Annotated in this window: 20 protein-coding genes and 1 pseudogene; 5 read left to right on the top strand and 16 right to left on the bottom strand. The window is 71.5% G+C overall.

The genetic code is table 11. From position 1 onward, the window contains the following. Positions 1-38 precede the first annotated feature (38 nt). The 3 genes from helR to JOD57_RS26085 all read right to left on the bottom strand — a co-directional run bounded on the left by helR (position 39) and on the right by JOD57_RS26085 (position 3446). Positions 39-2186, bottom strand: coding sequence for an RNA polymerase recycling motor ATPase HelR (helR, locus tag JOD57_RS03970; RefSeq protein WP_204690705.1), 2148 nt, complete (start codon positions 2184-2186; stop codon positions 39-41). A gap of 340 nt (positions 2187-2526) precedes the next feature. Further along, the gene (locus JOD57_RS26080) at positions 2527-2952 is read right to left on the bottom strand and encodes a dihydrodipicolinate synthase family protein (RefSeq protein WP_275582208.1); all 426 of its coding nucleotides are present in this window, start codon (positions 2950-2952) and stop codon (positions 2527-2529) included. Beyond that, a complete protein-coding gene (locus JOD57_RS26085; RefSeq protein ID WP_307824444.1) occupies positions 2910-3446 on the bottom strand; it encodes a dihydrodipicolinate synthase family protein in 537 nt (178 codons plus the stop codon). Before JOD57_RS26085 ends, JOD57_RS26080 begins: the two co-directional genes overlap by 43 nt. 88 nt (positions 3447-3534) lie before the next feature. On the opposite strand from JOD57_RS26085, the gene JOD57_RS03985 reads away from it, so the two are divergent. Next, on the top strand, positions 3535-3702 hold the full coding sequence (locus tag JOD57_RS03985) for a hypothetical protein (RefSeq protein ID WP_204690707.1): 168 nt from the start codon (positions 3535-3537) through the stop codon (positions 3700-3702). An 87-nt stretch (positions 3703-3789) separates the two neighbouring features. On the opposite strand, the gene JOD57_RS03990 is transcribed toward JOD57_RS03985, so the two are convergent. The 6 genes from JOD57_RS03990 to JOD57_RS04015 form a co-directional block, all read right to left on the bottom strand. Next, complete coding sequence (locus tag JOD57_RS03990) at positions 3790-5745, bottom strand: methyl-accepting chemotaxis protein (RefSeq protein WP_204690708.1); 1956 nt, start codon at positions 5743-5745, stop codon at positions 3790-3792. Positions 5746-5886: 141 nt separating this feature from the next. Continuing rightward, on the bottom strand, positions 5887-6591 hold the full coding sequence (locus JOD57_RS03995) for a VOC family protein (protein ID WP_204690709.1): 705 nt from the start codon (positions 6589-6591) through the stop codon (positions 5887-5889). 305 nt (positions 6592-6896) lie between these two features. Next, a complete protein-coding gene (locus JOD57_RS04000; protein ID WP_204690710.1) occupies positions 6897-7463 on the bottom strand; it encodes a dihydrofolate reductase family protein in 567 nt (188 codons plus the stop codon). A gap of 242 nt (positions 7464-7705) precedes the next feature. After that, on the bottom strand, positions 7706-8212 hold the full coding sequence (locus JOD57_RS04005; protein ID WP_204690711.1) for a SixA phosphatase family protein: 507 nt from the start codon (positions 8210-8212) through the stop codon (positions 7706-7708). 506 nt (positions 8213-8718) lie between these two features. Further along, positions 8719-9411 carry a potassium channel family protein gene (locus JOD57_RS04010; protein WP_204690712.1) on the bottom strand — a complete coding sequence of 231 codons (693 nt, stop codon included), beginning with the start codon at positions 9409-9411 and terminating at the stop codon, positions 8719-8721. A gap of 24 nt (positions 9412-9435) precedes the next feature. Then, on the bottom strand, positions 9436-10785 hold the full coding sequence (locus tag JOD57_RS04015) for a TrkH family potassium uptake protein (protein ID WP_204690713.1): 1350 nt from the start codon (positions 10783-10785) through the stop codon (positions 9436-9438). 381 nt (positions 10786-11166) lie between these two features. On the opposite strand from JOD57_RS04015, the gene JOD57_RS04020 reads away from it, so the two are divergent. The 3 genes from JOD57_RS04020 to JOD57_RS04030 all read left to right on the top strand — a co-directional run bounded on the left by JOD57_RS04020 (position 11167) and on the right by JOD57_RS04030 (position 12938). Next, positions 11167-11844, top strand: coding sequence for a tyrosine-type recombinase/integrase (locus JOD57_RS04020; RefSeq protein ID WP_307824937.1), 678 nt, complete (start codon positions 11167-11169; stop codon positions 11842-11844). 343 nt (positions 11845-12187) lie between these two features. Then, on the top strand, positions 12188-12643 hold the full coding sequence (locus JOD57_RS04025; protein WP_204690714.1) for a hypothetical protein: 456 nt from the start codon (positions 12188-12190) through the stop codon (positions 12641-12643). Between the two features lie 13 nt (positions 12644-12656). Continuing rightward, positions 12657-12938: a hypothetical protein gene (locus JOD57_RS04030; RefSeq protein WP_204690715.1), complete on the top strand. Its 282-nt coding sequence runs from the start codon at positions 12657-12659 to the stop codon at positions 12936-12938. A gap of 18 nt (positions 12939-12956) precedes the next feature. Here the strand turns inward: JOD57_RS04030 and JOD57_RS04035 are convergent, their stop codons facing one another. From JOD57_RS04035 to JOD57_RS04045, 3 genes and pseudogenes are all read right to left on the bottom strand, one after another. Then, entirely contained in the window at positions 12957-13097 is a 141-nt protein-coding gene (locus JOD57_RS04035; RefSeq protein ID WP_204690716.1) for a hypothetical protein, read from the bottom strand. 132 nt (positions 13098-13229) lie between these two features. Continuing rightward, positions 13230-14188 (bottom strand): annotated as a pseudogene (locus tag JOD57_RS04040) (IS5 family transposase). Positions 14189-14513: 325 nt separating this feature from the next. Beyond that, on the bottom strand, positions 14514-16001 hold the full coding sequence (locus JOD57_RS04045; protein WP_204690717.1) for a serine hydrolase: 1488 nt from the start codon (positions 15999-16001) through the stop codon (positions 14514-14516). 623 nt (positions 16002-16624) lie between these two features. Between JOD57_RS04045 and JOD57_RS04050 the strand changes: the two genes are divergently transcribed. Continuing rightward, on the top strand, positions 16625-17833 hold the full coding sequence (locus tag JOD57_RS04050; RefSeq protein WP_204690718.1) for a serine hydrolase domain-containing protein: 1209 nt from the start codon (positions 16625-16627) through the stop codon (positions 17831-17833). A 414-nt stretch (positions 17834-18247) separates the two neighbouring features. Here JOD57_RS04050 and JOD57_RS04055 read toward each other — a convergent pair whose 3' ends face one another. The 4 genes from JOD57_RS04055 to JOD57_RS04070 all read right to left on the bottom strand — a co-directional run bounded on the left by JOD57_RS04055 (position 18248) and on the right by JOD57_RS04070 (position 21051). After that, complete coding sequence (locus tag JOD57_RS04055; RefSeq protein ID WP_204690719.1) at positions 18248-19219, bottom strand: ferritin-like domain-containing protein; 972 nt, start codon at positions 19217-19219, stop codon at positions 18248-18250. Positions 19220-19540: 321 nt separating this feature from the next. Beyond that, positions 19541-19852: a type II toxin-antitoxin system PemK/MazF family toxin gene (locus JOD57_RS04060; protein WP_204690720.1), complete on the bottom strand. Its 312-nt coding sequence runs from the start codon at positions 19850-19852 to the stop codon at positions 19541-19543. After that, the gene (locus JOD57_RS04065; protein WP_204690721.1) at positions 19842-20075 is read right to left on the bottom strand and encodes a hypothetical protein; all 234 of its coding nucleotides are present in this window, start codon (positions 20073-20075) and stop codon (positions 19842-19844) included. The genes JOD57_RS04060 and JOD57_RS04065 overlap by 11 nt, the downstream gene beginning before the upstream one ends. Before the next feature lie 241 nt (positions 20076-20316). Continuing rightward, positions 20317-21051 (bottom strand): GAF and ANTAR domain-containing protein, encoded by a 735-nt coding sequence (locus JOD57_RS04070; protein WP_204690722.1) that lies wholly within the window; start codon positions 21049-21051, stop codon positions 20317-20319. Positions 21052-21074 lie beyond the last annotated feature (23 nt).

A 21074-nucleotide genomic window follows, 5' to 3' on the forward strand; every position in this document is an offset into this window, starting at 1 on the left:
TCGCAGGCCGGGGCACGAGCTCGGAGGCGGAACCGACGTCAGGAGCTCGTGAGGACGACGAGTCGCTGCGTCGCCCGGGTCATCGCGACGTAGCGGTCGACCGCTCCCTCGGTGCCGGTGCCGAACGACTCCGGGTCGACGAGGACGACCAGGTCGAACTCGAGCCCCTTTGACAGCTCCGGCGTCAGCGACCGGACGCGGGACGTCGCCTCGAACGTGGGGTCCCCGATGACGCACGCGACCCCCTCGGCGTGCTCGGCGAGCCAGCTGTCGAGGACCGGGCGCAGCTCCGGGACGGACCCGTGGGTGACGGGGACCCCGCTGCTGCGGATGGAGGTCGGCACGTTGGCGTCCGGCAGCACGGCCCGGATGACCGGCTCGGCCTCCGCCATGACCTCCTCCGGCGTCCGGTAGTTGATGCCCAGTGAGGCCAGGCGGACCCGGTCGAACCCGACCCGCCCGAGCCGCTCCTGCCACGACTCGGGAAACCCCCTCCGGGCCTGGGCCCGGTCCCCGACGACGGTGAAGCTCCCCGACGGGCAGCGCAGCAGCAGCACCTGCCACTCCGCGTCGGTCAGCTCCTGGGCCTCGTCCACGACGACGTGCGCGAACGGGCCGGCCAGCGGGTCCCGGTCCGCGGTGGGCAGCGCGCTCTCGTCGACCAGGGCGTCGCGGAGGTCCTGGTGGCGCAGGCTCGTCATCAGCAGCAGCTCGGAGTCGTCGGCCGCGATCAGCTCGTCGATGACGCCGGCCATGCGCTCGCGTTCGGCGGCGACGGTGGCGTCGTGCCGCCGCTGCCGTCGGGCCGCCCCGGGGTCGCCGAGCCGCTGCCGTGCCGCGTCCAGCAGCGGCAGGTCGGACACCGTCCAGGCGCGCGCGTCCCGCCGCTGGAGCCTCCGGACGTCGTCCGCGCCCAGCCATGGAGCGCACCTCCGCAGGTAGGCGGGGACCGACCAGAGGTCCGCGACGACGTCGGGCGCCTCCAGCAGCGGCCACGCGGCGGTGAAGGTGGCGCGCAGCCGCCGGTCCTGCTGCAGCGCCCTGCGGACCAGGTCGGGGTCGACGTCGTCGTCGTGCGCGTCCACCAGGATCGTGAGCAGCGCCTCCCAGACCTGCTCGCGGGCCTCGTTGTGCGGGGTGCCGGGGTCGCGCGCCTCGAACGCCTCGGCCCAGTCGTCGGCGCCCAGCCAGACGTCGGTCCAGGGGGTCTCGACCGCCATCCCCTCGGTCGGCGGCTCCTCGTAGAACCGGACCGCCGCCTCGACGGCCTCCACCACGCGCGCGGAGGACTTCAAGCGGGCCACCTCCGGATCGGGCTCGATCCCCGCCGTCGCCCCCTCGGGCACGAGGTCGCGCAGGGTGCAGGTCTGCACGCCCTCCTCCCCGAGGCTGGGGAGGACGTCGGAGACGTAGGCCAGGTAGGGCCGGCTCGGACCGACGAACAGCACCCCGCCCCGGCGGTGACCGAGCCGGGGGTCGGAGTAGAGGAGGTAGGCGGTGCGGTGCAGGGCGACGACGGTCTTCCCGGTACCCGGGCCGCCGTCGACGACGAGGGCGCCGCTGGACCCGGCGCGGATGACGGCGTCCTGGTCGGCCTGGATGGTGCCGAGCACGTCGCGCATCCGGGCCGACCGGTCGCTGCCCAGGCTGGCGATGAAGGCGGACTGGTCGTCGAGCGCGGCGTGCCCCTCGAACCCGTCGGGGGTGAACACCTCGTCCCAGTAGTCGGTGATCCGGCCGCGGGTCCAGCGGTACCGGCGGCGGCTCGCCAGCCCCATCGGGTCGGCGTGGGTCGCGCCGAAGAACGGCTCGGCCGCGGGAGAGCGCCAGTCGACGAGCAGCCGGCGACCGGCACCGTCGGTGAGCCCGAGCCGTCCGACGTACACGGGCTCGGACCCGTCCGCGCCGACGACCCGTCCCAGGCACAGGTCCAGGCCGAAGCGGCGCAGCGTGCACAGCCGGGCGGTCAGCCGGTGGATCTCCAGGTCCCGGTCCAGGGCGGCCTGCCCCTCGCCACCGGGCGCCCTGCGCTCGGCCTCCAGCCGGTCGGACAGCTCGGCGATCGACTGCTCGAGGCTCTCGGCGATGGCCGCGAAGTGCTGCTCGTCGTCGGTGATCAGGATCGGGTCGGCCTTGGCGGCCAGGTGGTCGGGGAGGTCGAACGCGCTGGTGGTCAGTGGTCTCACGTCATCAGCTCCCGTGCGATGTCCGTGTCGCCGGACTGCCGTTCCGGCGCTCACGAGCGGGGCCGGATCCTGCTCTCGCGGATCGGGGCGAGCCGTTCGCGTGCGCAGCTCCCGTCCCCGCAGGTCCTGGCCTCGGGCGGCGATCCTGCGGCACGACCGGGGTCTTGCCGCAAGCCCCGGGGTGCGCTATAGGGTGGAGGTGGAAGGGCGGGATCGCCCTCCTCTCCTCCTCGCCACCCGCAGTCGACGGACGACGTCCGTGCGGGACGTGCGCACCGGCACCGACCGCGACGGGTTGCCCGGCGGGGGCCCCAGCGCGCGGGCCACCGGGGCCCCGGACTCAGACGGGCCGCACCGCCAGCGCGTGCTCCACGGCGGCCGCGGAGGCGTTCGACAGGGGCATCCGCACGTCGAGGGTGGGGATGCGGCCCTCCGCGTGCAGCAGCGCCTCGGCGTGCGCACGCCCGGCCGCGACCTCCCCGGCCAGGCCGTGCTCGATCATGGTCACGAAGCGCTGCGTACACAGGTTGGCCGAGGCGGCGATGGCGCCGGGAGCGCCCATGAGGGTCAGGGGGAACAGGTAGGGGTCGTCGCCGCCGAGCAGGGCGAACCCCTCAGGTGCCCGGGTCAGGACGGTGAGTATGTCGGCGTCGATGCCGTCGACGGCCTGCTTGACCCCGGCGACGTTGTCGGTGGCGGCCAGGTCCAGCAGGGACGCGGCACTCAGTCCCCGCCCGGTGCGGTAGGGGACGTTGTACGTGACCAGCGCGACCGGGGAGCGGGCGGCGACGTGCTGGAGTGCGCCACGACCGCCGCCTCGGAGGGGCGGACGTAGTAGGGGACGACGGCCAGCGAGGCGGTCACGCCGGGCACGCCGGCGAGGGCCTCGTGGCGGGCGAGGGTGGTGCGGGTGTCGTTGGTGCCCGCGCCGACGAGGAGGCCGGCCCCGCGATCGGTGCACACGCGGCTGCAGGCGGCCACGACGGCGTCGCGCTCGGCGTCGTCCAGCGAGGTGGGTTCGCCGGTGGTCGCGAGGGTGACCACCCCGGCGGTGCCGGCGGACAGCACCTCGTCGGCCAGGCGCTCCAGGGCGTCGAGGTCGACGTCGCCGCGTTCGTCGAACGGCGTCACCAGGGGCACGTGGACACCACGGAGCTGCAGTTCCGGCACCACCGGGCAACCCCAACGAGCCTCTCGAGGGTGGCGCGCCGTCGACCGGCTGTGTCGGCGTCCGGTTGTCGACGCGCCCACGCTGCACACCTATTGAGAATCGATAGCTGATGACCGATCCTCGATGCACCATGCCGGCGGGAGAGCCGGCGGCCCGAACCCTCTCGCAGGAGACCACGTGAAGTCGTTCCTCGCCGTCGCCGCCCTCCTCGCCGTCCTCGCCGTCGGCGTCGCCGCCGTGGTGCTGGGGGAGGCCGACGACTCCCCCGGGCTCCAGGGCCTGGGGGTCCTGCTGGTCATCGGCGCGGTCGTGCTCGGCGTGCGGACCGTCCGGCGCGCCAGGTAGCAGTGGCGACAGGAGCGTCACGGGAGCCGCCGCCGGCCCGGGGAGGACCGACGAGTCGGCCGGTGCGCCGGGCACCCCCCGACTCCGCTAGACCCGGAACTGCGACACCAGCCGGGACAGCTCGGCGGTCACCTCGGCCACCCCGTCGGCGGCCGACCGCGCCTGCAGGGCGTCCTGCTCGGTCTCGGTGCTCACCGTCGACACGGTGACGACGGCGTCGGCGATCGACCCGGTGCCCTGGGCCGCCTCCGTGACCCCGCGCGACATCTCGCTGGTCGTCGCGGTCTGCTCCTCGACGGCGCTGGCGATGGTCGTCTGGTAGTCGCTGATCCGGGAGACGACCTCGTCGATGCGGGCGATCGCGGCCACGGCGCTGTCGGTGTCGCCCTGGATCGCCTGGATCCGGCGGGTGATGTCCTCGGTGGCCTTCGCCGTCTCCTGGGCCAGGTCCTTCACCTCGGTGGCCACGACGGCGAAGCCCTTGCCCGCCTCGCCGGCGCGGGCGGCCTCGATGGTCGCGTTGAGGGCCAGCAGGTTGGTCTGCTCGGCGATGCCCGTGATCACCCGCACCACCTCGCCGATGGCCCGGGACGAGTCGCCGAGCTTGGCCACGGTCTGCTTGGTCGTCTGGGCGACGCCCACCGCCTCGCCGGCGATCCGGGCCGCCTCGGAGGCGTTCGAGGCGATCTCGCGGATGCTCACGCCCATCTCCTCGGCCCCGGCCGCGACGGTCTGCACGTTGCGCGAGACCTGCTCGGCGACGGCCGACACCTGCTGCGCCTGCGCGCTGGTCTGCTCGACCGACCCCGCGAGCCGGCCGGAGACGCCGGACATGCCGGCCGAGAGCTCGACCAGCGACCCCGATGCCCGGCCGATGCCGGTCACCGTCTCGGCCACCTTGGCGACGAAGCGGTTGAACGCGGCGCCGAGCCGGCCGATCTCGTCGGTGCGGGCCTCGTCCACCCGGGCGGTGAGGTCGCCGTCGCCGTCGGCGATCTCCTCCATCCGCGAGCGCAGCGCGTCCAGCGGCGCGACGACTCGGCGCGCGACGAGGAAGGTGGCGCCGGCGACCAGCAGCAGGGTGACCAGCGCGCCGACGAGGATCGTCGTCCGGAGGCCGTGGGCGTCAGCGAGGATCGCGCTCTCCGGGATCTCGACGAGCAGCGCCCAGTGCTGCCCGGCACCCACCTCGATCGGCGCGGCCACGTAGACGGTGCTGCCCTGGTCGCCGTCGAGGGTGCGCTGCACGGTCTCGCCGCTCTCCACGGCGGCCGCGGCGATCTCCGCCGCCGACCCCGCTGCGGCGGAACCGGCCTCGTCACCCGGCCGGCCGCTGCCGACCACGAGGCCCTGCGACGACACGAGCATCGCGCGGCCGACGTCGTACGGGCGGATGGCGCCCACCTGCTCCTGGATGGTGGCCAGCGGCACGTCGACGCCGGCGACGCCGATCGCCCGGCCGCCGACGGTGACGGGGGTGGACAGCGAGGTGATGAGGACCTGCTCGCCGGCCACCTCGTAGAGGTAGGGCTCGATCGCCACCGAACGGCCGGTGTCCCGGGGGAGCAGGTAGTAGTCGCCCGCGCCCGGGGTCTCGTAGTCGACGAGGGCGGTCACCGCGATGGCGTCGCCGTCGCGGTACCAGTAGGGGACGTAGCGGCCGCTCGCGTCGGTGCCGGCCGTACCGGCGAAGGCCCGGTCGGACGCGTCGAACGCCTGCGGTTCGAACGCCGCCCAGACCCCGACCAACGCGGGGTCGGCGGCGAGCAGTCGCGCCTGCAGGGCGTCGGCGTAGGCACGGTCGCCCCGCCGGCCCTCGGTCTGGGCGGCCAGCGCCTGCGCCAGGGACTCGGCGGTGCCGCGTCGCCGACCGAGGTCGGCTTCGATCTGGCGTGCCTGGTCGACCGCCACCGCCGTCGCGTTGCGCAGACCGTCCTCCTGCGCCTGGCCGGTGGCCAGGACGGCGATCACGGCCACCAGCCCCGCGAGGGCGACGGTGAGGACGGTGACGATGCTGACCACCAGGCGGGTCTTGACGCTCACAGGACGCTCCAAGCGGACAGGCGACGACGGAAGCTGTGCACCGTCTATCGGCCGCTCGGCTGTGAGGTTGATCGCAGCGGACACGGAACCGCCGACCCGCTTCCCGATCACCGGCGGGGCGCGAGTCGTGCGCTGACGAGGTCAGCCGTACCTGAGGCAGAACTCGTTGCCGTCGGGGTCGGCCAGCTCGACGGCGCCGTCCCCGGTGCCGCCGAGCCGGGTCGCCCCCATCGCGACGAGTCGGTCGATCTCGGCCGCCGGGTCGCCGTCGGTCAGGGCGAGGTCGAAGCGCTGCCGGTTCCTCCGGTGCCTCGGCGCCACGGGCGGGCCACCCCAGGCGACCTTGGTGCCACCGTGCGGGGACTGGACCGCGGTCTCCTGGTCCTCGTCCCACACCAGGGGCCAGCCCAGCGCCTCGGCCCAGAACAGCCCGACCTGCCGGGTGCCCTCGCAGGCGAGCTCCCCGAGGAACCCACAGCCGGCCAGGAACGAGTTGCCGGGCTCGATCACGCAGAACTCGTTGCCCTCGGGATCGGCCAGCACGACGTGTCCCTCTTCGGGGAGCTGGCCGACGTCGAGGTGGCGGGCGCCGAGCTCGAGCGCCGCCGCGACCGTGTCCTGCTGATCGGCGGGGCTGGTGCTGGTCAGGTGGAGGTGCACCCGGTTCGTACCGACCTTCTCCGCTCCGCTCGGGACGAACCGCAGGCCGACCTGGGTGTCGGACCCGGGCAGCAGCGCACCGCGGAGGTCGTCGACGACCACCCGTCCCAGCACGTCGCCCCAGAAGCCGGCCAGACGAGCCGGGTCGTGCGCGTCGGAGGTCAGAGCCAGCAGGTGGGCGGGCACCCCCGCACGCTAGACGCGGTCGGAGCGGTCCCGCACGCGCTCTCAGCAGCAGGGCCGAATCGCAGGGGACCGGTGGTCGGTGGTGGCGGATCCTCGACCGGAGTCGGAACGGCTGGTCGCTCTCCTCGGACTCGGCGAGCCCAGTGCGCGGTACCTGTGGCGTCCCTCCCGTCCCGGTGCACCGCGGCACCGCTGACCCGGGGATCTGTCGCGGCGTGGCGACGGTCCCGTCGGGGCGGATGCGGGGAGGGGTCGTTCCGGACGCGGGCGGCCCGTTCGCCTGCGGGACCGCTCGACGTCGACGCCTAGGGCCGTCGGACGGCGTAGCGCAGCAGGACGACACCGTTGCCGAACCGCCGGTTCTCCACCAGCTCCAGGTCGGTCGGGTGGTCGGCGGTCTCGAACAGCCGTCGACCGCGGCCGACGACGACCGGGTTGACGTAGAGCCGGTACTCGTCGACCAGGTCCAGTCGGCGGAAGGTCTCGGCCAGGTCGACCCCGCCGAGCGTCATGTCCCCGCCGGGCTGCTGCTTCAGGACGCGGATCTCGTCGGGGTCCACCCCTGCCCGCAGCGAGGCGTTGGGGCCGACCTCCCGCAGCGTGCGGGAGAACACGATCTTCGGCACCGCCCGCCAGATGCCGGCGAACTCGTGCATGGTCGGCGGGTACTCGGGGTTCTGGTCGGCGGTCGGCCAGACAGCCTCCATGAGCTCGTAGGTGACCCGGCCCTCGATGAAGGCGCTCATGGTCGCGAGCTGCTCGTTGAAGTGCGCGTGCAGCTCCTCGTCGACGAGGTGCCAGCTCAGATCGTGATCCGGCCCCTCGAAGTAGCCGTCCAGCGACAGCATCATGTGCACGACGATCTTCCGCATGCGTCCTCCTGGTCACGACTCGGTCCGGGAGCTCGGACCGGCCGACGCGGACGATCTCATCGGTCCCGCCGGTCCTCTTGGGCACGGCCGGCCGTGGATGAGCCTGGGGGCTCCGCCGGACGACACGGCCCGGCGCAGGGTGACCGCGGCACACCGCGCGGGTAGCCGGGTACTCGGCGCAGCGCCTCCGCCCGGCGCTCACTCGTCCCGCCTGGGCGGCGGCGGACGTCGAGCCTGACCCGTCAGTCGCCGGGCACCCTGAAGTCCCGCAGCGTCGCCGCGCCCGGCCCGACGGCGGCGAACGATACGGCGAGGTCGAACACCGCCACACCCCCGGCCGGGAACCCGGACTCGACGGCACGCCGGGTCATCGGATCGCTCCGGCCGTCGTCGAGGACGCCCGCCAGCGCACCGATCGAGGGGTTGTGCCCGACGACGGCCACCGACAGCACGTGCTCCGGGGTCTCCCGGATCGCCGCGAGCAGCGCATCGACGGTGTTGTCGCCGATCCGCGCCTCGCCGATCGGCTGCACGCCCGAGGACGACGCGGCGCCGGCCTGCTCCCAGGTCTGTACCGCGCGGCGGGCAGGGGACACCAGCACCCGGTCAGGCACCAGACCGGCGTGCTCCAGCCAGGCCCCGAGCGCCGCGGCCTGCTGCACGCCGTCGGCAGTCAGTGGCCGCTCCCGGTCGACCGGGCCGCCGGCGGCCCTGGCATGGCGGATCAGCAGGAGTCGACGCGGCCGCACCGGTCGAGTCTGGCACCATCCGCGCGTCGCTCGGCCGGTGACACGGCGCCCGCGCGTCGGAGCCTCGGCCGCGGGGCGCGGCCGTCCGGCGTCCATCGACACCGCGGTGCCGGGGATCGACGCGAGCTCCGCTGCCGCCCGTGGGAGCTCGAGACACCTCTCACCCGCGCCACCGGCGCGCTCGCCCCACCTTCCACGCCAAGGCCACCACCGCAACCTTCCGCACCCAGCTGATCGACGTCCCGACGCGGATCGCCTGCTCCGCCCGCCGACTGCGGATGCACCTGCCCCGCGACTGACCCTGGGCACAGGCATGGACCCAACTGTCCGACGCCATCTGCGGACCACCCGCAGCGGCCTGACCCCGACCACCGCCCCAGCGGGCCCGACCGCGAACCAGCAGTGGAAGAGCCGGGACGGACCGGCGGACCACTCATGCCCGAGTCAGATGCACCAAGATCAGGTCAGCGGGTCACCGGCCGACCGAGATCGACGGTGGATCGAGCTCAGCGCAACTCGCTGAACCTCTCGACCGCGCGCGGCAGACCGGACGCGATCACGACGTCCCCGCTCTCCAGGACGGTGTCTCCGGTGGCGTGCGTGAAAGCGCTGCCCGGTCGTTTCACGCCCACGATCGTCACCCCGTGTCTGCGACGTACGCCGGTCTCCGACAGGGGTTTGCCGAGCAGCATGGCCGGAGGCGCTGTCTTGACCATCGCGTAATCGGGCTCGAACTGGATGAAGTCGAGCATGCAGCCCATGACCAGGTGCGCCACTCGGCGGCCCATGTCGTTCTCGGGGTAGACGACGTGGTCGATGCCGAGCTGGTTGAGGATCCGCCCGTGCGCCTCGCTGATCGCCTTCGCCCAGACATTACCGACGCCCAGTGTCTTGAGCAGCGACGCGGTCAGCATGTTGGCCTCGATGTGGGTCCCGATGCCGACGACCGCCCGTGTGAACTCGTGGATGCCGAGCTGCCGCAGCGCGTCCTCTCGTGTGCTGTCAGCACGCACGCAGTGCGTGACCTTGGTGCTCATCTCCTGCACGATCCGCTCGCTGGAGTCGATGCCGAGCACCTCGACGTCGGACGCCATGAGTTCGAGCGCCACCGCGCTGCCGAAGCGACCCAGGCCGATGATCGCGACGCTGTCGCCGCCGCGTGACGCGTTCTGCCTCCCGAGGGAGAAGCGCTCCGGCATGTGTTCCCTCCTGGCGAGTGGTATTCACCCGATGATCGGGCGCTCCTGCGGCAGCTCGTAGAGGCGGGGGCGCGACCGCAGGGCCAGCGCCGACGCCAGCGTGATCGGCCCCAGGCGTCCGATGAACATGAGCACGACGAGCAGCAGTGTGCCTGGCGATCCGAGGTCACCGGTGATCCCGGTCGACAGCCCCACCGTCGCGAACGCCGAGATCACCTCGAAGAGCACCTGGTCGAGCGAGAACGGCGTGAGCACCATCAGCGCGCCCGTCCCGCCGATGACGCCGGCCACACTGAGCAGTGCGACGGTCAGCGCCTGCCGCTGGGCATCGGACGGTATGTGCCGGTGGAACGCGACGACGCTGCGGTCCGCTCGGATCTCGGTGAGGATGACGAAGAGCAGCACGGTGAAGGTCGTCACCTTGATGCCGCCCGCCGTGCCGGCGCTACCACCGCCGATGAACATGAGCACGTCGGTCAGCAGGAGCGACTCGGCGCGCAGCTCGCCGGTCGGCACGGTGTTGAGGCCGCCGCTGCGCGGCATCACGGCGAGGAAGAACCCGGCGATCGCCTTGCCGCCGACACCGAGCGGGCCGAGCGTGGCGGGGTTGCTCCACTCGAGCGCCAGGAAGGCGAACGTGCCGACGGAGAGCAGGACCGATGTCGCGAGCACGACGATCTTGGTGTGCACCGTCCACCGGCGGGGTGTCCGCCACGCCCGGTACAGCTCGAACAGCACGGGGAAGCCCAGTCCGCCCGTGATCACCAGCATGCACGCGGTGAGGCTCACCACTGGGTCGGTCACGAAGCGACTCAGGCCGTCGCTGAAGAGCGCGAACCCTCCGTTGTTGAACGCCGAGACCGAGTGGAAGAGCCCGAGCCACAGCGCGCGGCCCCACGGCTCGTCGTAGGCAGTCGCCAACCGGACGCTGAGCACCACCGCCCCGGCAGCCTCGAAGAACAGGCTGGTGCGCGCCACGCCCACGAGGACACGCCGGACGTCGCCGATGCCGAGCGTCTTGGTCTCCGCCGCCGTGCTCAGCCGCATCCGCAGCCCCAGCCGGTGCGACACCAGCAGGCCGAGCAGCGTCGCCAGCGACATGATGCCGAAGCCGCCGATCTGAATGAGCAGCAGGATCACGACGTGGCCGAAGCCGGACCAGTAGGTGGGCGTGTCCACTGTGTTGAGGCCCGTGATGGTGACCGCGGAGGTCGCGGTGAAGAGCGCGTCGACGACCGGCGCACCGTCGCGGTCGGCCCGGGACACAGGGAGCAGCAGCAGCAGGGTGCCCAGCACCACCGCCACTCCGAACGCCAGGACGACGACCTGCGCCGGGTGCGCGGGTCGCGGCAGGGCGAGCGGGCGGGATCTCATCGGGAGCTCCGCCAGGGCACGCAGAGACGGTATTCGGAACGTGCTCTCAACTCGGTCTCTACGACCTCGTGCACGGTTGGCGGGACGCCTCGCTCGGGACGGACGGGGCAGGGTCGTGGTGTGTCGGGGACGTTGGCGCGTGCCGCTGCTGCTGCCGATCGGCGGGTGACGGGGCTGTCCCCGCAGGTCCTCGCTGACCTGGTCGCCGAGCCAGGGCCCCGCTGGCAGGCGCGCCAGGACGCACGGCTGACCGATCGGCCGCGCCGGTGGGCGGTCGGCGCCGGTGCAAGGCACCGGCTGGTGTTCATCGACCGGTTGCTGGCCACCCTGGTTGCACCTGCGCCATGGGTCACCCACGACGTATCGGCCTGCTGGTTCGGAGTGTCCCGCTCCACGACCAGCCGGGCCGTCGGCGGGGTCCGCCCGCTGCTGGGGCGAGCGCGGCTGCACCGTGGAGGGCGGGGTCCGGCTGCGCACCCTGGCCGATGTGGTCGCCCATCTGGGCGCCCGCGGGCAGCTCGGTCCGAGCGCTACCGGGCGCTGGTCACCCTGGCCGCCGGCACCGGCCTGCGACAGGGCGAGGCCCTCGGGCTGACCGTCGACCGGATCGACTTCCTCAGCGGCGTCACGTTCCACTGGCTACGGCACTGCTACGCCAGCCTGCTCATCCGGCACGGCGAGTCGGTGAAGACCGTCCAGGCCCGGCTGGGCCACGCCTCGGCCTCCGAGACCCTCGACACCTACAGCCACCTGTGGTCCGACTCCGACGACCGGACCCGGGCCGCGGTGGACGCCGTGCTGGCTCCTGCGGCTGAGAGACGTCTGACAGCGGTGTGCCTGTTGGTCGGCGGCCGTAGCCTCCGGCGCCGGCGGTGGTGTGCGCTGAGTGCTCGTTCTGCGGGGGACCAACATGCGCCGTGGGCGCACATCGCTGCAGGTCACGCCTCCCACTGTGGTCAGCCGACCGGCACCAGCGCCCACCAGCGTGCGAGCCCGGGGCAGCACCTGACAATCAACGCGCACACCGCTGTGAGGGACGGGGACCCTCGCCGGACCTGAACGCGCAAGTCAGGCGGGGGACGACGGACGAGTCGGCCTGTACGCCGGGGACTGATCTGGGCCTTTTGGCTGGCGTTGGCAGACACGGAAAATGAGCCCTGAGCAGGGCTTATGCCGTTTGTTCGCGTTGGGGGGGTACGGCGGCACTCGGGCGTTCTGAGGACTGATTGAGGACAGCTCGCCGCTCCCCCGCCGTGCTTCCACCGCTCATACCCCGGGCGCCCGGAGATCGGCCGGCTGCTCCCACACTGCCAGGGCGGCTGGGAGGTGGACCCGCCAAGCAGTCACGCATCGATCTTTTGTCATCACAGACTGTCAGTGCCGGGTTCTAACGTCCCGTGCCATGAGACAACCCGCGCTACTGCCCGACGCCTGGTTCAGCCGTGACCTGCCGGTGCTCGTCGAGGCCGTCCGTCACTTCGACACCTCGACCCAAGCGTTGACGGCCAGCTCCATCGCTGAGCGGATGGGCTGGGACGTCGAGACGGTCAGGGCGTCCGTGCGTGCCCTCGCCCGCGGCGGCTACGTGGTGGAGCAGCGGGCCAGCATGAGCTCGCTGCCGGGAGGCTCCATCAAGCAGGTATCCGCAGAGGCGTACCGAGAGGCCGGCGCCTGGCCCACCGCCGAGGCTGTCGCCGACCGGCTGCTGGCCGCGCTGCAGAAGGCCGTCGACCAGGCCCCCGAGGGCGAGGCCAAGGGCAAGGCCAGGCGAGCGCTCGACGCCTTCCTTGCCGCAGGCCGGGACTTCGCCGTCGACGTAGCCAGCGGCGTCGCCACCGGCGCCATCAGCGGCTCGTAGGCGGGACGTCGCCGTGCGGGTCGCTGCCGGCGTCCTGTTCGTCATCGCCTGCCTGGCCGAGCTGGGCAGCGTCGTCCTCATCGTGCGCGAGGCGCGCACCGCAGCCGGTGTCCTGCGCCGGTGGCAGAGGGCTGACAACCCGGCCAACCAAGAGCAGGGGACGTGGGCTCAGGTGCTGCTGATCAACGAGGTGGTGCGGACGCTGCTCGATGCGCGGGTCAGGATCGCCTCGGCCGTCGCCCTGCTGGTCGTCGGCATCCTCGCCGGCACGGTCGGCAACTTCCTGACCCTGTAGGCGCCGCAGTAGCGCCGGTTAGGCGGCAGAGGCGGCGTCGGGCTCGTCTTGCTGCGTCGACGCCTGACGCTGGGGCTGCTGAGCGGTGAGCATGAGGAACAGCAAGGCGAGCGCCCCCACGCCGGCGACCGGGAAGGCCAGCAGTCGCTGCGATGACACCCGGTCCTCGCAGAGAGCCACGTAGCCGCCGTCGTCGCTGCCGTCACCGCCGCGGTAGGCGTCGGCGATGGCGTCGGCAAATTCTGCCGCGCTGGCCGCGCTGGTGTCCGGGGCTAGGGACTGTCTGACGGATCACGGAAGCCAGGTAACTAGGGCGGCGAGATTGAGCGCGCCGGCGTAGTTGCGGGCGTGCTTGTCATAGCGGGTGGCCAGACCGCGCCACTGTTTGACCTGACAGAAGCCGCGTTCGACGACGTTGCGGCGGGCGTAGCGGGCCGGGTCGAAACCGACCGGTCGGCCACCGGCGGAGCCCTTGCGGCGCCGGTTGGCGGCCTGGTCGGCCGGCTGCGCGATGGTGTGGGAGATGCCGCGGCGGCGCAGCAGCGTCCGGTTGGCCCGGCAGCTGTAACCCTTGTCGGCGACCAGGTAGTCCGGGCGACTCCGCGGTCGCCCCGGCCCGATCCGCGCCACCCGAAGGGCGGCCAGCAGCGGGGCGAACATGGTGGTGTCGTTGACGTTGCCGGCCGTCAGCAGCACCACCAGCACCCGCCCGCGGCCGTCGGTGAGGGCGTGCACCTTGGTGGTCAACCCGCCCCGGAAGCGGCCGATGGCGTGATCGGCCGGCTCGACCACCGCCGGTTCGGCGGGGCAATCAGGCTCGGTCGATGACTCGGCCGGGGCGCCGGCCGCCCCTTCTGATCGTCATCGGCCTGCCCGCGGGCGGTGGCGGTGTTGCCGCCGACCCGCCGGGCGCCCGCCCCGTGCTGATGCACCCGCACCAATGTGGAGTCCGCGGCGATGAGCCAGTCCAGCTCACCGGCGGCATCGGCATCGGCCTGGGCGCGGGCCAGCAACGTGGCCCAGGTGCCATCGGCGCTCCACCGGGTCAACCGCTCATAGGCGGTCTGCCACGGCCCGAAGGACTCCGACACCTCCCGCCACGGGGAGCCGGTGCGGTACTTCCAGGCGATCGCCTCGATCACCTGCCGGTGATCGCGCCACCGCCCACCCCGCCGACCGGCCGAGGAGGGCAGCAACGGCTGCATCCACGCCCACGCCTCATCGGAGACCACCACTCGATGCTGTCGCATCGCCCGGAGCCTGCCGATCCGGACCGCCAAGATCCGTCAGACACGCCCTAGATGTATCCAGCCATCAGGTTGGTGCTATTCGCAGCCGACCTCTTCTTGTACCAATAGGATTGTTAATAGTTCTTGTACCAATAAGATTGTTAATAGGTTGACCTGAGCTCTTCTGATCCCGGCGCTTCTCACGCCTGACCTGGCCATACTTCGGCAGCCCGGGCCCGCTCCGCGGTGTCGGCACCATTCGGCGTCAACTTCCGAGCAATCCTTTCAGTAACGGCAGGCCCCCGCTACGGCCCGCTGTCGGATGGGCTCGGCCTCAGGAGACGGGTCATTCGCGGGTGAAAGTGCCCAGTCCGGTGCGGTCATAGAAGTCGAGCCGGACGCTTGCGGCCGGTCCACCGTCGTCAGGGGTGAAGATCGCCCCGGCCAGCCCGTTGGCGTTCTCGCCGATGGTTTGGAAGGTGAAGTTGTCCCCGGCGTAGTGGGTCAGGGGAAACGTCGTGGGCCGGTCCGATGGCCCCATCGACATGGTCAGGTCGTCTCCGTCGGCAGCCACGGTGAGCGGACCGTAGTAGGGGTTGGCGTAGGTCCCGACGTAAGCCTCCAGCGGCCGCGCCGGGGTTGGGTCGGTGGGCGGTTGCGTCCAGTCGGTTGCCGGTGCGTCGGCTTGTTCGATCTGCTGGAAGATCCCGGAGATGAAGGTGAGCCAGTCGACGGTGGGCTCCCCGTGGGTGGCGACGTCGAGGAATCCGGTGGTGATTGCCTCGGGGATCCCCTGGGGGTGTCCGTTGGTCAGCGCCACGATGCCCAGCTGCTCGACAGGGAGCATCTGGACCGACGTGGCGGCGCCGAGGTTGAACGCGCCGGAGTGGCCTAGCATCACTCGGCCCTGGTTGTCATAGGACACGTTCCAGCCCAGGCCGTAGAAGCCGGTGCGGGCCTGCGGTGTGGCCGGCGGGTTGGAGACCGAGTGCGGAACGTGGGTCATCTGGAGTGCGGCGGGGTCGATCAGCTGGCTGCCGGCGTGCACGCCGTTGCCCAGTTGCAGGCGGATCCACTGGGTGAGGTCCCGGACCGAGGAGCTCGCCCCACCGGCGGGTGCTTCGGCGTCGGCGTCCCGGGTGTACTGGGCCGCCCAGGTCCGGTCACCGGTCGGCACGTGGATCACGGCCTTGTTCGCGGCGTTCTGGTAGTCGGCGTGGCGGTAGCTGGTCGCGGTCATGCCCAGCGGGTCGAAGAGCACCTGCTCCGCCAGGTCCTCCCATGGGGTGCCCGTGGCGTCGGCCGCGGCCTCGGCGCCCGCGGTAAAGCCGAAGTTGCTGTAGTTGTAGCTGGACCGGAACGGGTCTAGGAGCTGCTGGTCTAGGTGGCTGAGGATGTAGTCCCGGTCGAAGCCGAGGTCCTCGAGGAGGTCACCGGCGCCAGTGTGCAGTCCGCTGCGGTGCGACAGCAGGTCGGCGAAGGTGGCGTGCTCGGTGACGTAGGGGTCGTTTAGGGCGAAGGCGGGGTCAGACGCCCGGACCGGGTCGTCCCAATTGATCACGTCCTGCCCGACCACGCCGGCGATGACGGTGGAGGCCAGCGGCTTGGACACCGAGGCCAGCTGGAAGACCGTGTCTGAGTCCACCACCTCGGGCTGGCCGACCTGCCGAACTCCGAAGCCCTTGGAGTACACGACCTGGTCGCGGTAGACCACGGCGACCGCCGCGCCGGGAACTCCGGTGCGGTCCATGGCGTCAGTCACCAGCCCGTCCAAGGAGGCCAGCGCCTGGTCGACCTGCTGCTGGGTCAGCTGAGCAACCGGGGCCGGAGGCACGCTGGGTAGAGCAGGGGGCGTAGTGGATAAGGCCGGAGGCGCGGTGGGCAAGGTCGTGGAAGCCACCGGTGCGTCGGCGGGACTGTCGGCCGCGGCGCACGCCGTCGTCAGCGCCGTCACCGCCGCGAGGACTGCCGCCGCGCCTGCTGAGCGCAGCGGCCGGGGGCGCCGGCGGTGCCTCAGACGGGCAGACCTGGTCGAGCCGAGGTGGCGCCTGCGGTGGTGCGGCGGCCGACCGGCATCGGGGAGCCCTGCAGTCGACAAGTCGGACACGATGCACGATCCAGACTGGCACCGCCGTCCCGGGTGCCCGGCCGTGAGCGCTACAGGTGGGGCCGGCTGGACGCGCAGCACGCGGGCACTCGTAGTGGGGCCAGACCGTAGCGAGGAGTCCGCTCAGGCGTCCAGGACCGTGCGCACGAACCACCGACAGCCAACCGGTGCAGCACCGACCATCCGACGACCGTTTCCGCGCCAGAGGTCATCTGCACGGCGGCCTCGAGTGGAACACTGGCCGCCCATCTCGCTCAGGGGTCGGCTCCACGCTGGGGAGTACGAGCTCGGGAAGAAGTCCTGTGATGATGCGGAACAGGTTCAGGGTCCGTTGGGGTCAGCATGTCCTCGTGGTGGGCTCGGTCCTGGCCGCGGTCGCGCTCGGCTCGTCGGCGGTGGTGTCCGCTGCACCGGCTTCCCCGACCGTGACCCCGCCTCCGTCGTCGGCGCCGGCCATCGCCGACATCGTGGAGAGCGCGATGGCCGACGGGCACCTTCGCGCGGTCATCGTCAAGGTCACCCAGGGCGATCAGGTCGTGATCAGGCAGGCGTTCGGCACGTCGATGGAGGGAGTGCCGGCGACCACCGACATGCACTTCCGCAACGGCGCCGTCGCCTTCTCCTACCTGGCCACGCTGCTCCTGCACTTCGTCGACGAACACAGGATCACGCTCGACGACACCATCGACCGCTGGATGCCAGACCTGCCCGAGGCCGACCAGGTCACGCTGCGCATGCTGGCCAATCAGACCTCGGGTTACCCCGATTATGAGACCGATCCGGCATGGGAAGCCGCGTGGAACGCAGACCCGTTCCACATCTGGACGGTCCAGGAGCGGCTGGACTACGCGTTCTCCCGCCCCGTGCACTTTCCTCCCGGAACGAACTGGAGCTACGCGCACACCAACTTCATGATCCTCGGTGAGATCCTCGCTCAGATCGGTGGTCAGCCGCTGGACGTGCTCCTGAGTGAGAAGGTGCTCGGCCCGATGGGGCTGACCCACACCGTGCAGACGCAGACCTCTGACATTCCCAGCCCGGTTCTGCACTCCTACAGCTCCGAGCGTCGCGAGGCGCTCGGGATCCCGCCGACGACCCCCTTCTACGAGGAGGCAACGTTCTGGAACACCCAATGGGGCACCCCCGTCGGAGCCAACCAGACGACGACGATCGATGACATGGCCACCACTGCAGTGGCGGTCGGCACCGGCTCGCTACTGTCGGAGTCCAGTTATCACGCCATGACCGATCCGAATCTGCTGGGCTTCGGACACCCCGACCCCGCCTGCGCCCCCAGCTGCGGCCAACAGGTCAACGGGTACAACTACGGACTCGGCGTCGTGCGCTCCGGATCGTGGCTCCTGCAGAACCCGCTGCTGAGCGGCTACGGCGCCACGGAGGCCTACCTCCCGTCCGAGGGAATCGCCATCGCGGTGGTCGTGACCTTTCTCCCCGACGCATTCGATGCCCAGGGCACCTACGCCAACGCCTCCGACACGATCTTCCGCTCGATCGGAGCCCTGCTGGCACCGAGCGATCCGCCCCCGACCCGCCAGTGAGCAACCCAGGACATCGCACCGCCGGTGCTCGAGACCCCGCGCCACCGGCAGTCCTTTCTCATCTCCTCGTTAGTGGAGGCTTTTCACGCACCGGGCCGGGTGTCAAGGATGGCGCGAAGCGCCACTCGGCAGAGCGCGAAGCATCCTTGATGCCCGGCCCGGTGCGTTGAAACGATGCTGCCAACGAGGTGATGGCAGATCCTCAAGTTGCGACCTCGTGCATGGTTGCCAGGGCCTCGGAGTGAGGCTCATGGTCGAAGCCTTCCCCGCCCGAGACGCCGGGCCGAACTCTCGCACCGGTGACGTCTGCAACGAGGCCGTCACCGGGCACGGTGCTACGGAACGGGCCCGTGGACGCACGGAGGGCCCACACCCCGACGAGCGGGGCGTGGACCCTCCGAGTGTCCTGCGGGATCAGGCGTCGACGCCCACGGCCTCCTTGGCGAGCGAGGCGAGCTGGGTCTGCGCGGCGCTGACCACGTTCGCCCGGCTCTTGTGGGTCTCCTCGTAGCGGATGATCACGCGGATGTCGTGGGCGTCCTTGAGGTCCTTGATGGCCTTCACGGCGTCGCCGACGGCGAGCTGGTCGAAGTTCTTGATCGGCAGCTCGTCGGCGGAGACATCACCGAGCTCCTCGCGGGCGGTCCGGGCAGCCTTGGCGGCGTCCTTGTTGCCCTCGCGGCGGGCGATCTGCTCGGCGCGACGCAGCGAGGCGCTGCGACCGGCGGCCAGGGTCTCGCGGACGGCCTCGGTGAGCTGCTGCGCCCGGTCGGTCACGGCGGAGACCCGGTCGGAGGTCTCCTCACCGGCGTGCTTGACGGTCTCGACGGCGTTGTTGACCCGGTTCGTCCAGAAACGGGCCGGGGCGTTGACCGCCCGGGCCACGCCGCCGGCGACCTTCTGGACCGGGGTCGCGACGAGCGCGGCGGGGCCACCGAGGGCCTCCTCGGCGAGCACGACGGTCAGCCACTCGACGGTCGCCTGGTGGGCGCCGATGAGCTTCTCGGCCAGCCGGCGCACCTGGGTCTCCTCGGCCTGCTCGGCGAGGACCTTGACGTAGGTGGCACGGTCGAGCAGCTGGTGCTCCAGCGACAGGTCGCTCAGCAGCGCCTCCTCGACGGGAGCCGCCTGCTCGAAGGTGGCCTTCAGGCCGGCGCTGAGCCGGCCGAGGGCCGGGGTGACGACGTCGGGGACACCGCCGAGAGACCGGAGCGCCTCGGTGATCTCGATGGTGCGGGCAGCGGCGTTGTCGGCGTTCTGCGTGAGCTCGCGGCGGACGGCGTCGGTCCGGGCCTGCGAGATGCGGGTGCGCGCCACCTGCTCCTCGGTCTTGGTGAGGAGCACAAGGGCGCGAAGCTGGTTAACAATCTTGTTGTTGTTGGCCATGTCTTCACTGTGCCCGCAGAACCCCGGGTGCTGACTGTTGCAAGCGCCTTGCTAGCAGTGAGTCCTGTCACGCCCGCTCGGCTGACGTAGCCCCAGTTCCTCCTCCGCTCCCACAAACCGACCGTCGCCCTGATCGGGTGCAGCCAGCCGGTCCCCGACCGACGTGCCCCCTCCCAAGGACTCCCCGCGGGACACCGGTGCCCGATTGCTGGACGGCGCGAACGTCGCCGTAGTCGGTTCGGCTTACAAAAACGCCAACCCATGAGGGCGTCGGATGCTGGGATGCGTAAGTTGGTTGCGTCCAGGAGAGCGACCAGATCGCTACAGGCTCAGCACCAGCCGCAACGCGGCATCGACCCGCTGCATCTCCGCGAAGCTCAGACGCCCGGCGCTGGCTCCCAGACGCTGCGGGTCGACCGCGGCCGTCTGCTCGGCCAGCACCCGGGTCAGCTGCCCGTCGACCTCGACCTCGGGCCGGAAGGTCGCCGCCCGCGCCGACGTCGACGTCGGCGCCACGAGCCAGGTCGACAACGGCAGCAGATCCGACTGGACCACCACCGCGAATCGCCGCCCGGACTGTTCGTGACCACGGGTGTCGCGCGGTGCGCGCAGCCGGAAGACCTCACCACGCACGCAAGGTCTCCATGTCCCGCAGTACCTGCGCCGCCTCGGCGCGATCGGCCTCGTCGGCGGCCAGCTCTGCCGCCTCAGCCTGCAGCCGCTCGGCTGCCACCGCCCGGGCGGCCCGGATGAGCGCACTGCGCACGGCCGTCGAGACCGGCGTGCCGTCCTGGGTGAGCACGGCCAGGGCGCGCGAGGCGTCCTCGTCGGGCCGGAAGGTGATGGTGTCCGCCATCCAACAATTGTCACACACACTGTAAGACATTCAGGTCCCGGCGACGCCCCCGCGTCTCGATCCTGCTCTCCCCGTCAGACAGAAGCTGCACCGCCGCCCCGTGGTCCGCCCGAGGACGCAGGCAGCTGGACCTGCCGCGCTCGCGGTCGCCGGCGCCTGACCTACCGCGCCGGCGTCGTGACCGGCGCGCTGCCGACTATGCGGGAGGCCGGTCCCGTTCGGCGACCGCCGCCGCGAAGCGTCACCGCCTGTCCACCACTGGCTGCAGCTCGCTGTGGTCGAGCGCGCCGGCGACCACGGCATCGGCGACGCTGGTGAGTTGTTGCCCGGTCCGTCTGGCGTGGTTACGCATGCGGCTGAACGCCTCGCTCACGCTGATGTCCGCACGTGCCGACAGCACGCCCTTGGCCTGCTCGATGAGGATCCGGCTGTGCAACGCGGTCTGCAGTTGCTCGGCCAGGAGGACCTGGTCGTGCAGCGCTCGCTCGTGCAACAAGCCGATGGTGGCGATGTCGGCCATGCCCTGGGCGACGGCGAGGTGGTCGTCGGTCAGAGTCTGCCGGCCGACGGTGAACAGGTTCAGAGCACCCAGCACCTGACTGCGCAGCCGGAGCGGCAGGGCGTGGCTGTAGGTGTACCCGCTGCGCAGTGCGGCCTCGGTGAACACCGGCCACCGCGCCGCCGATCCGGTCAGGTCCACGTTCGCGATCACCTCACCGGTCGCGAAGCAGTCCAAGCAGGGACCTTCGGCCTTCTGCAGCTCGAACAGCTCGAGCAACCGGGCGGGCTCGTCGGTGTAGGCGACCACCTGCAACCGGCCGCGCTGGTCGTCCAGCATCAGGCCGGCGGCGTCGGTGTCGACCAGTTCCACGCAGCGTTCGGTGAGCACCTGCAGGAAGTCGACGACGTCGAACTCCTCGACCAGGGTGTCGGCGAGCTCGACGAAGACCTCGGCGAGGCGCTGTTCCCGAGCCATCAGGCCCTCCTGTCCCAGTCGAC

It is taken from the genome of Geodermatophilus bullaregiensis, assembly GCF_016907675.1.
GTDB lineage: Bacteria > Actinomycetota > Actinomycetes > Mycobacteriales > Geodermatophilaceae > Geodermatophilus > Geodermatophilus bullaregiensis.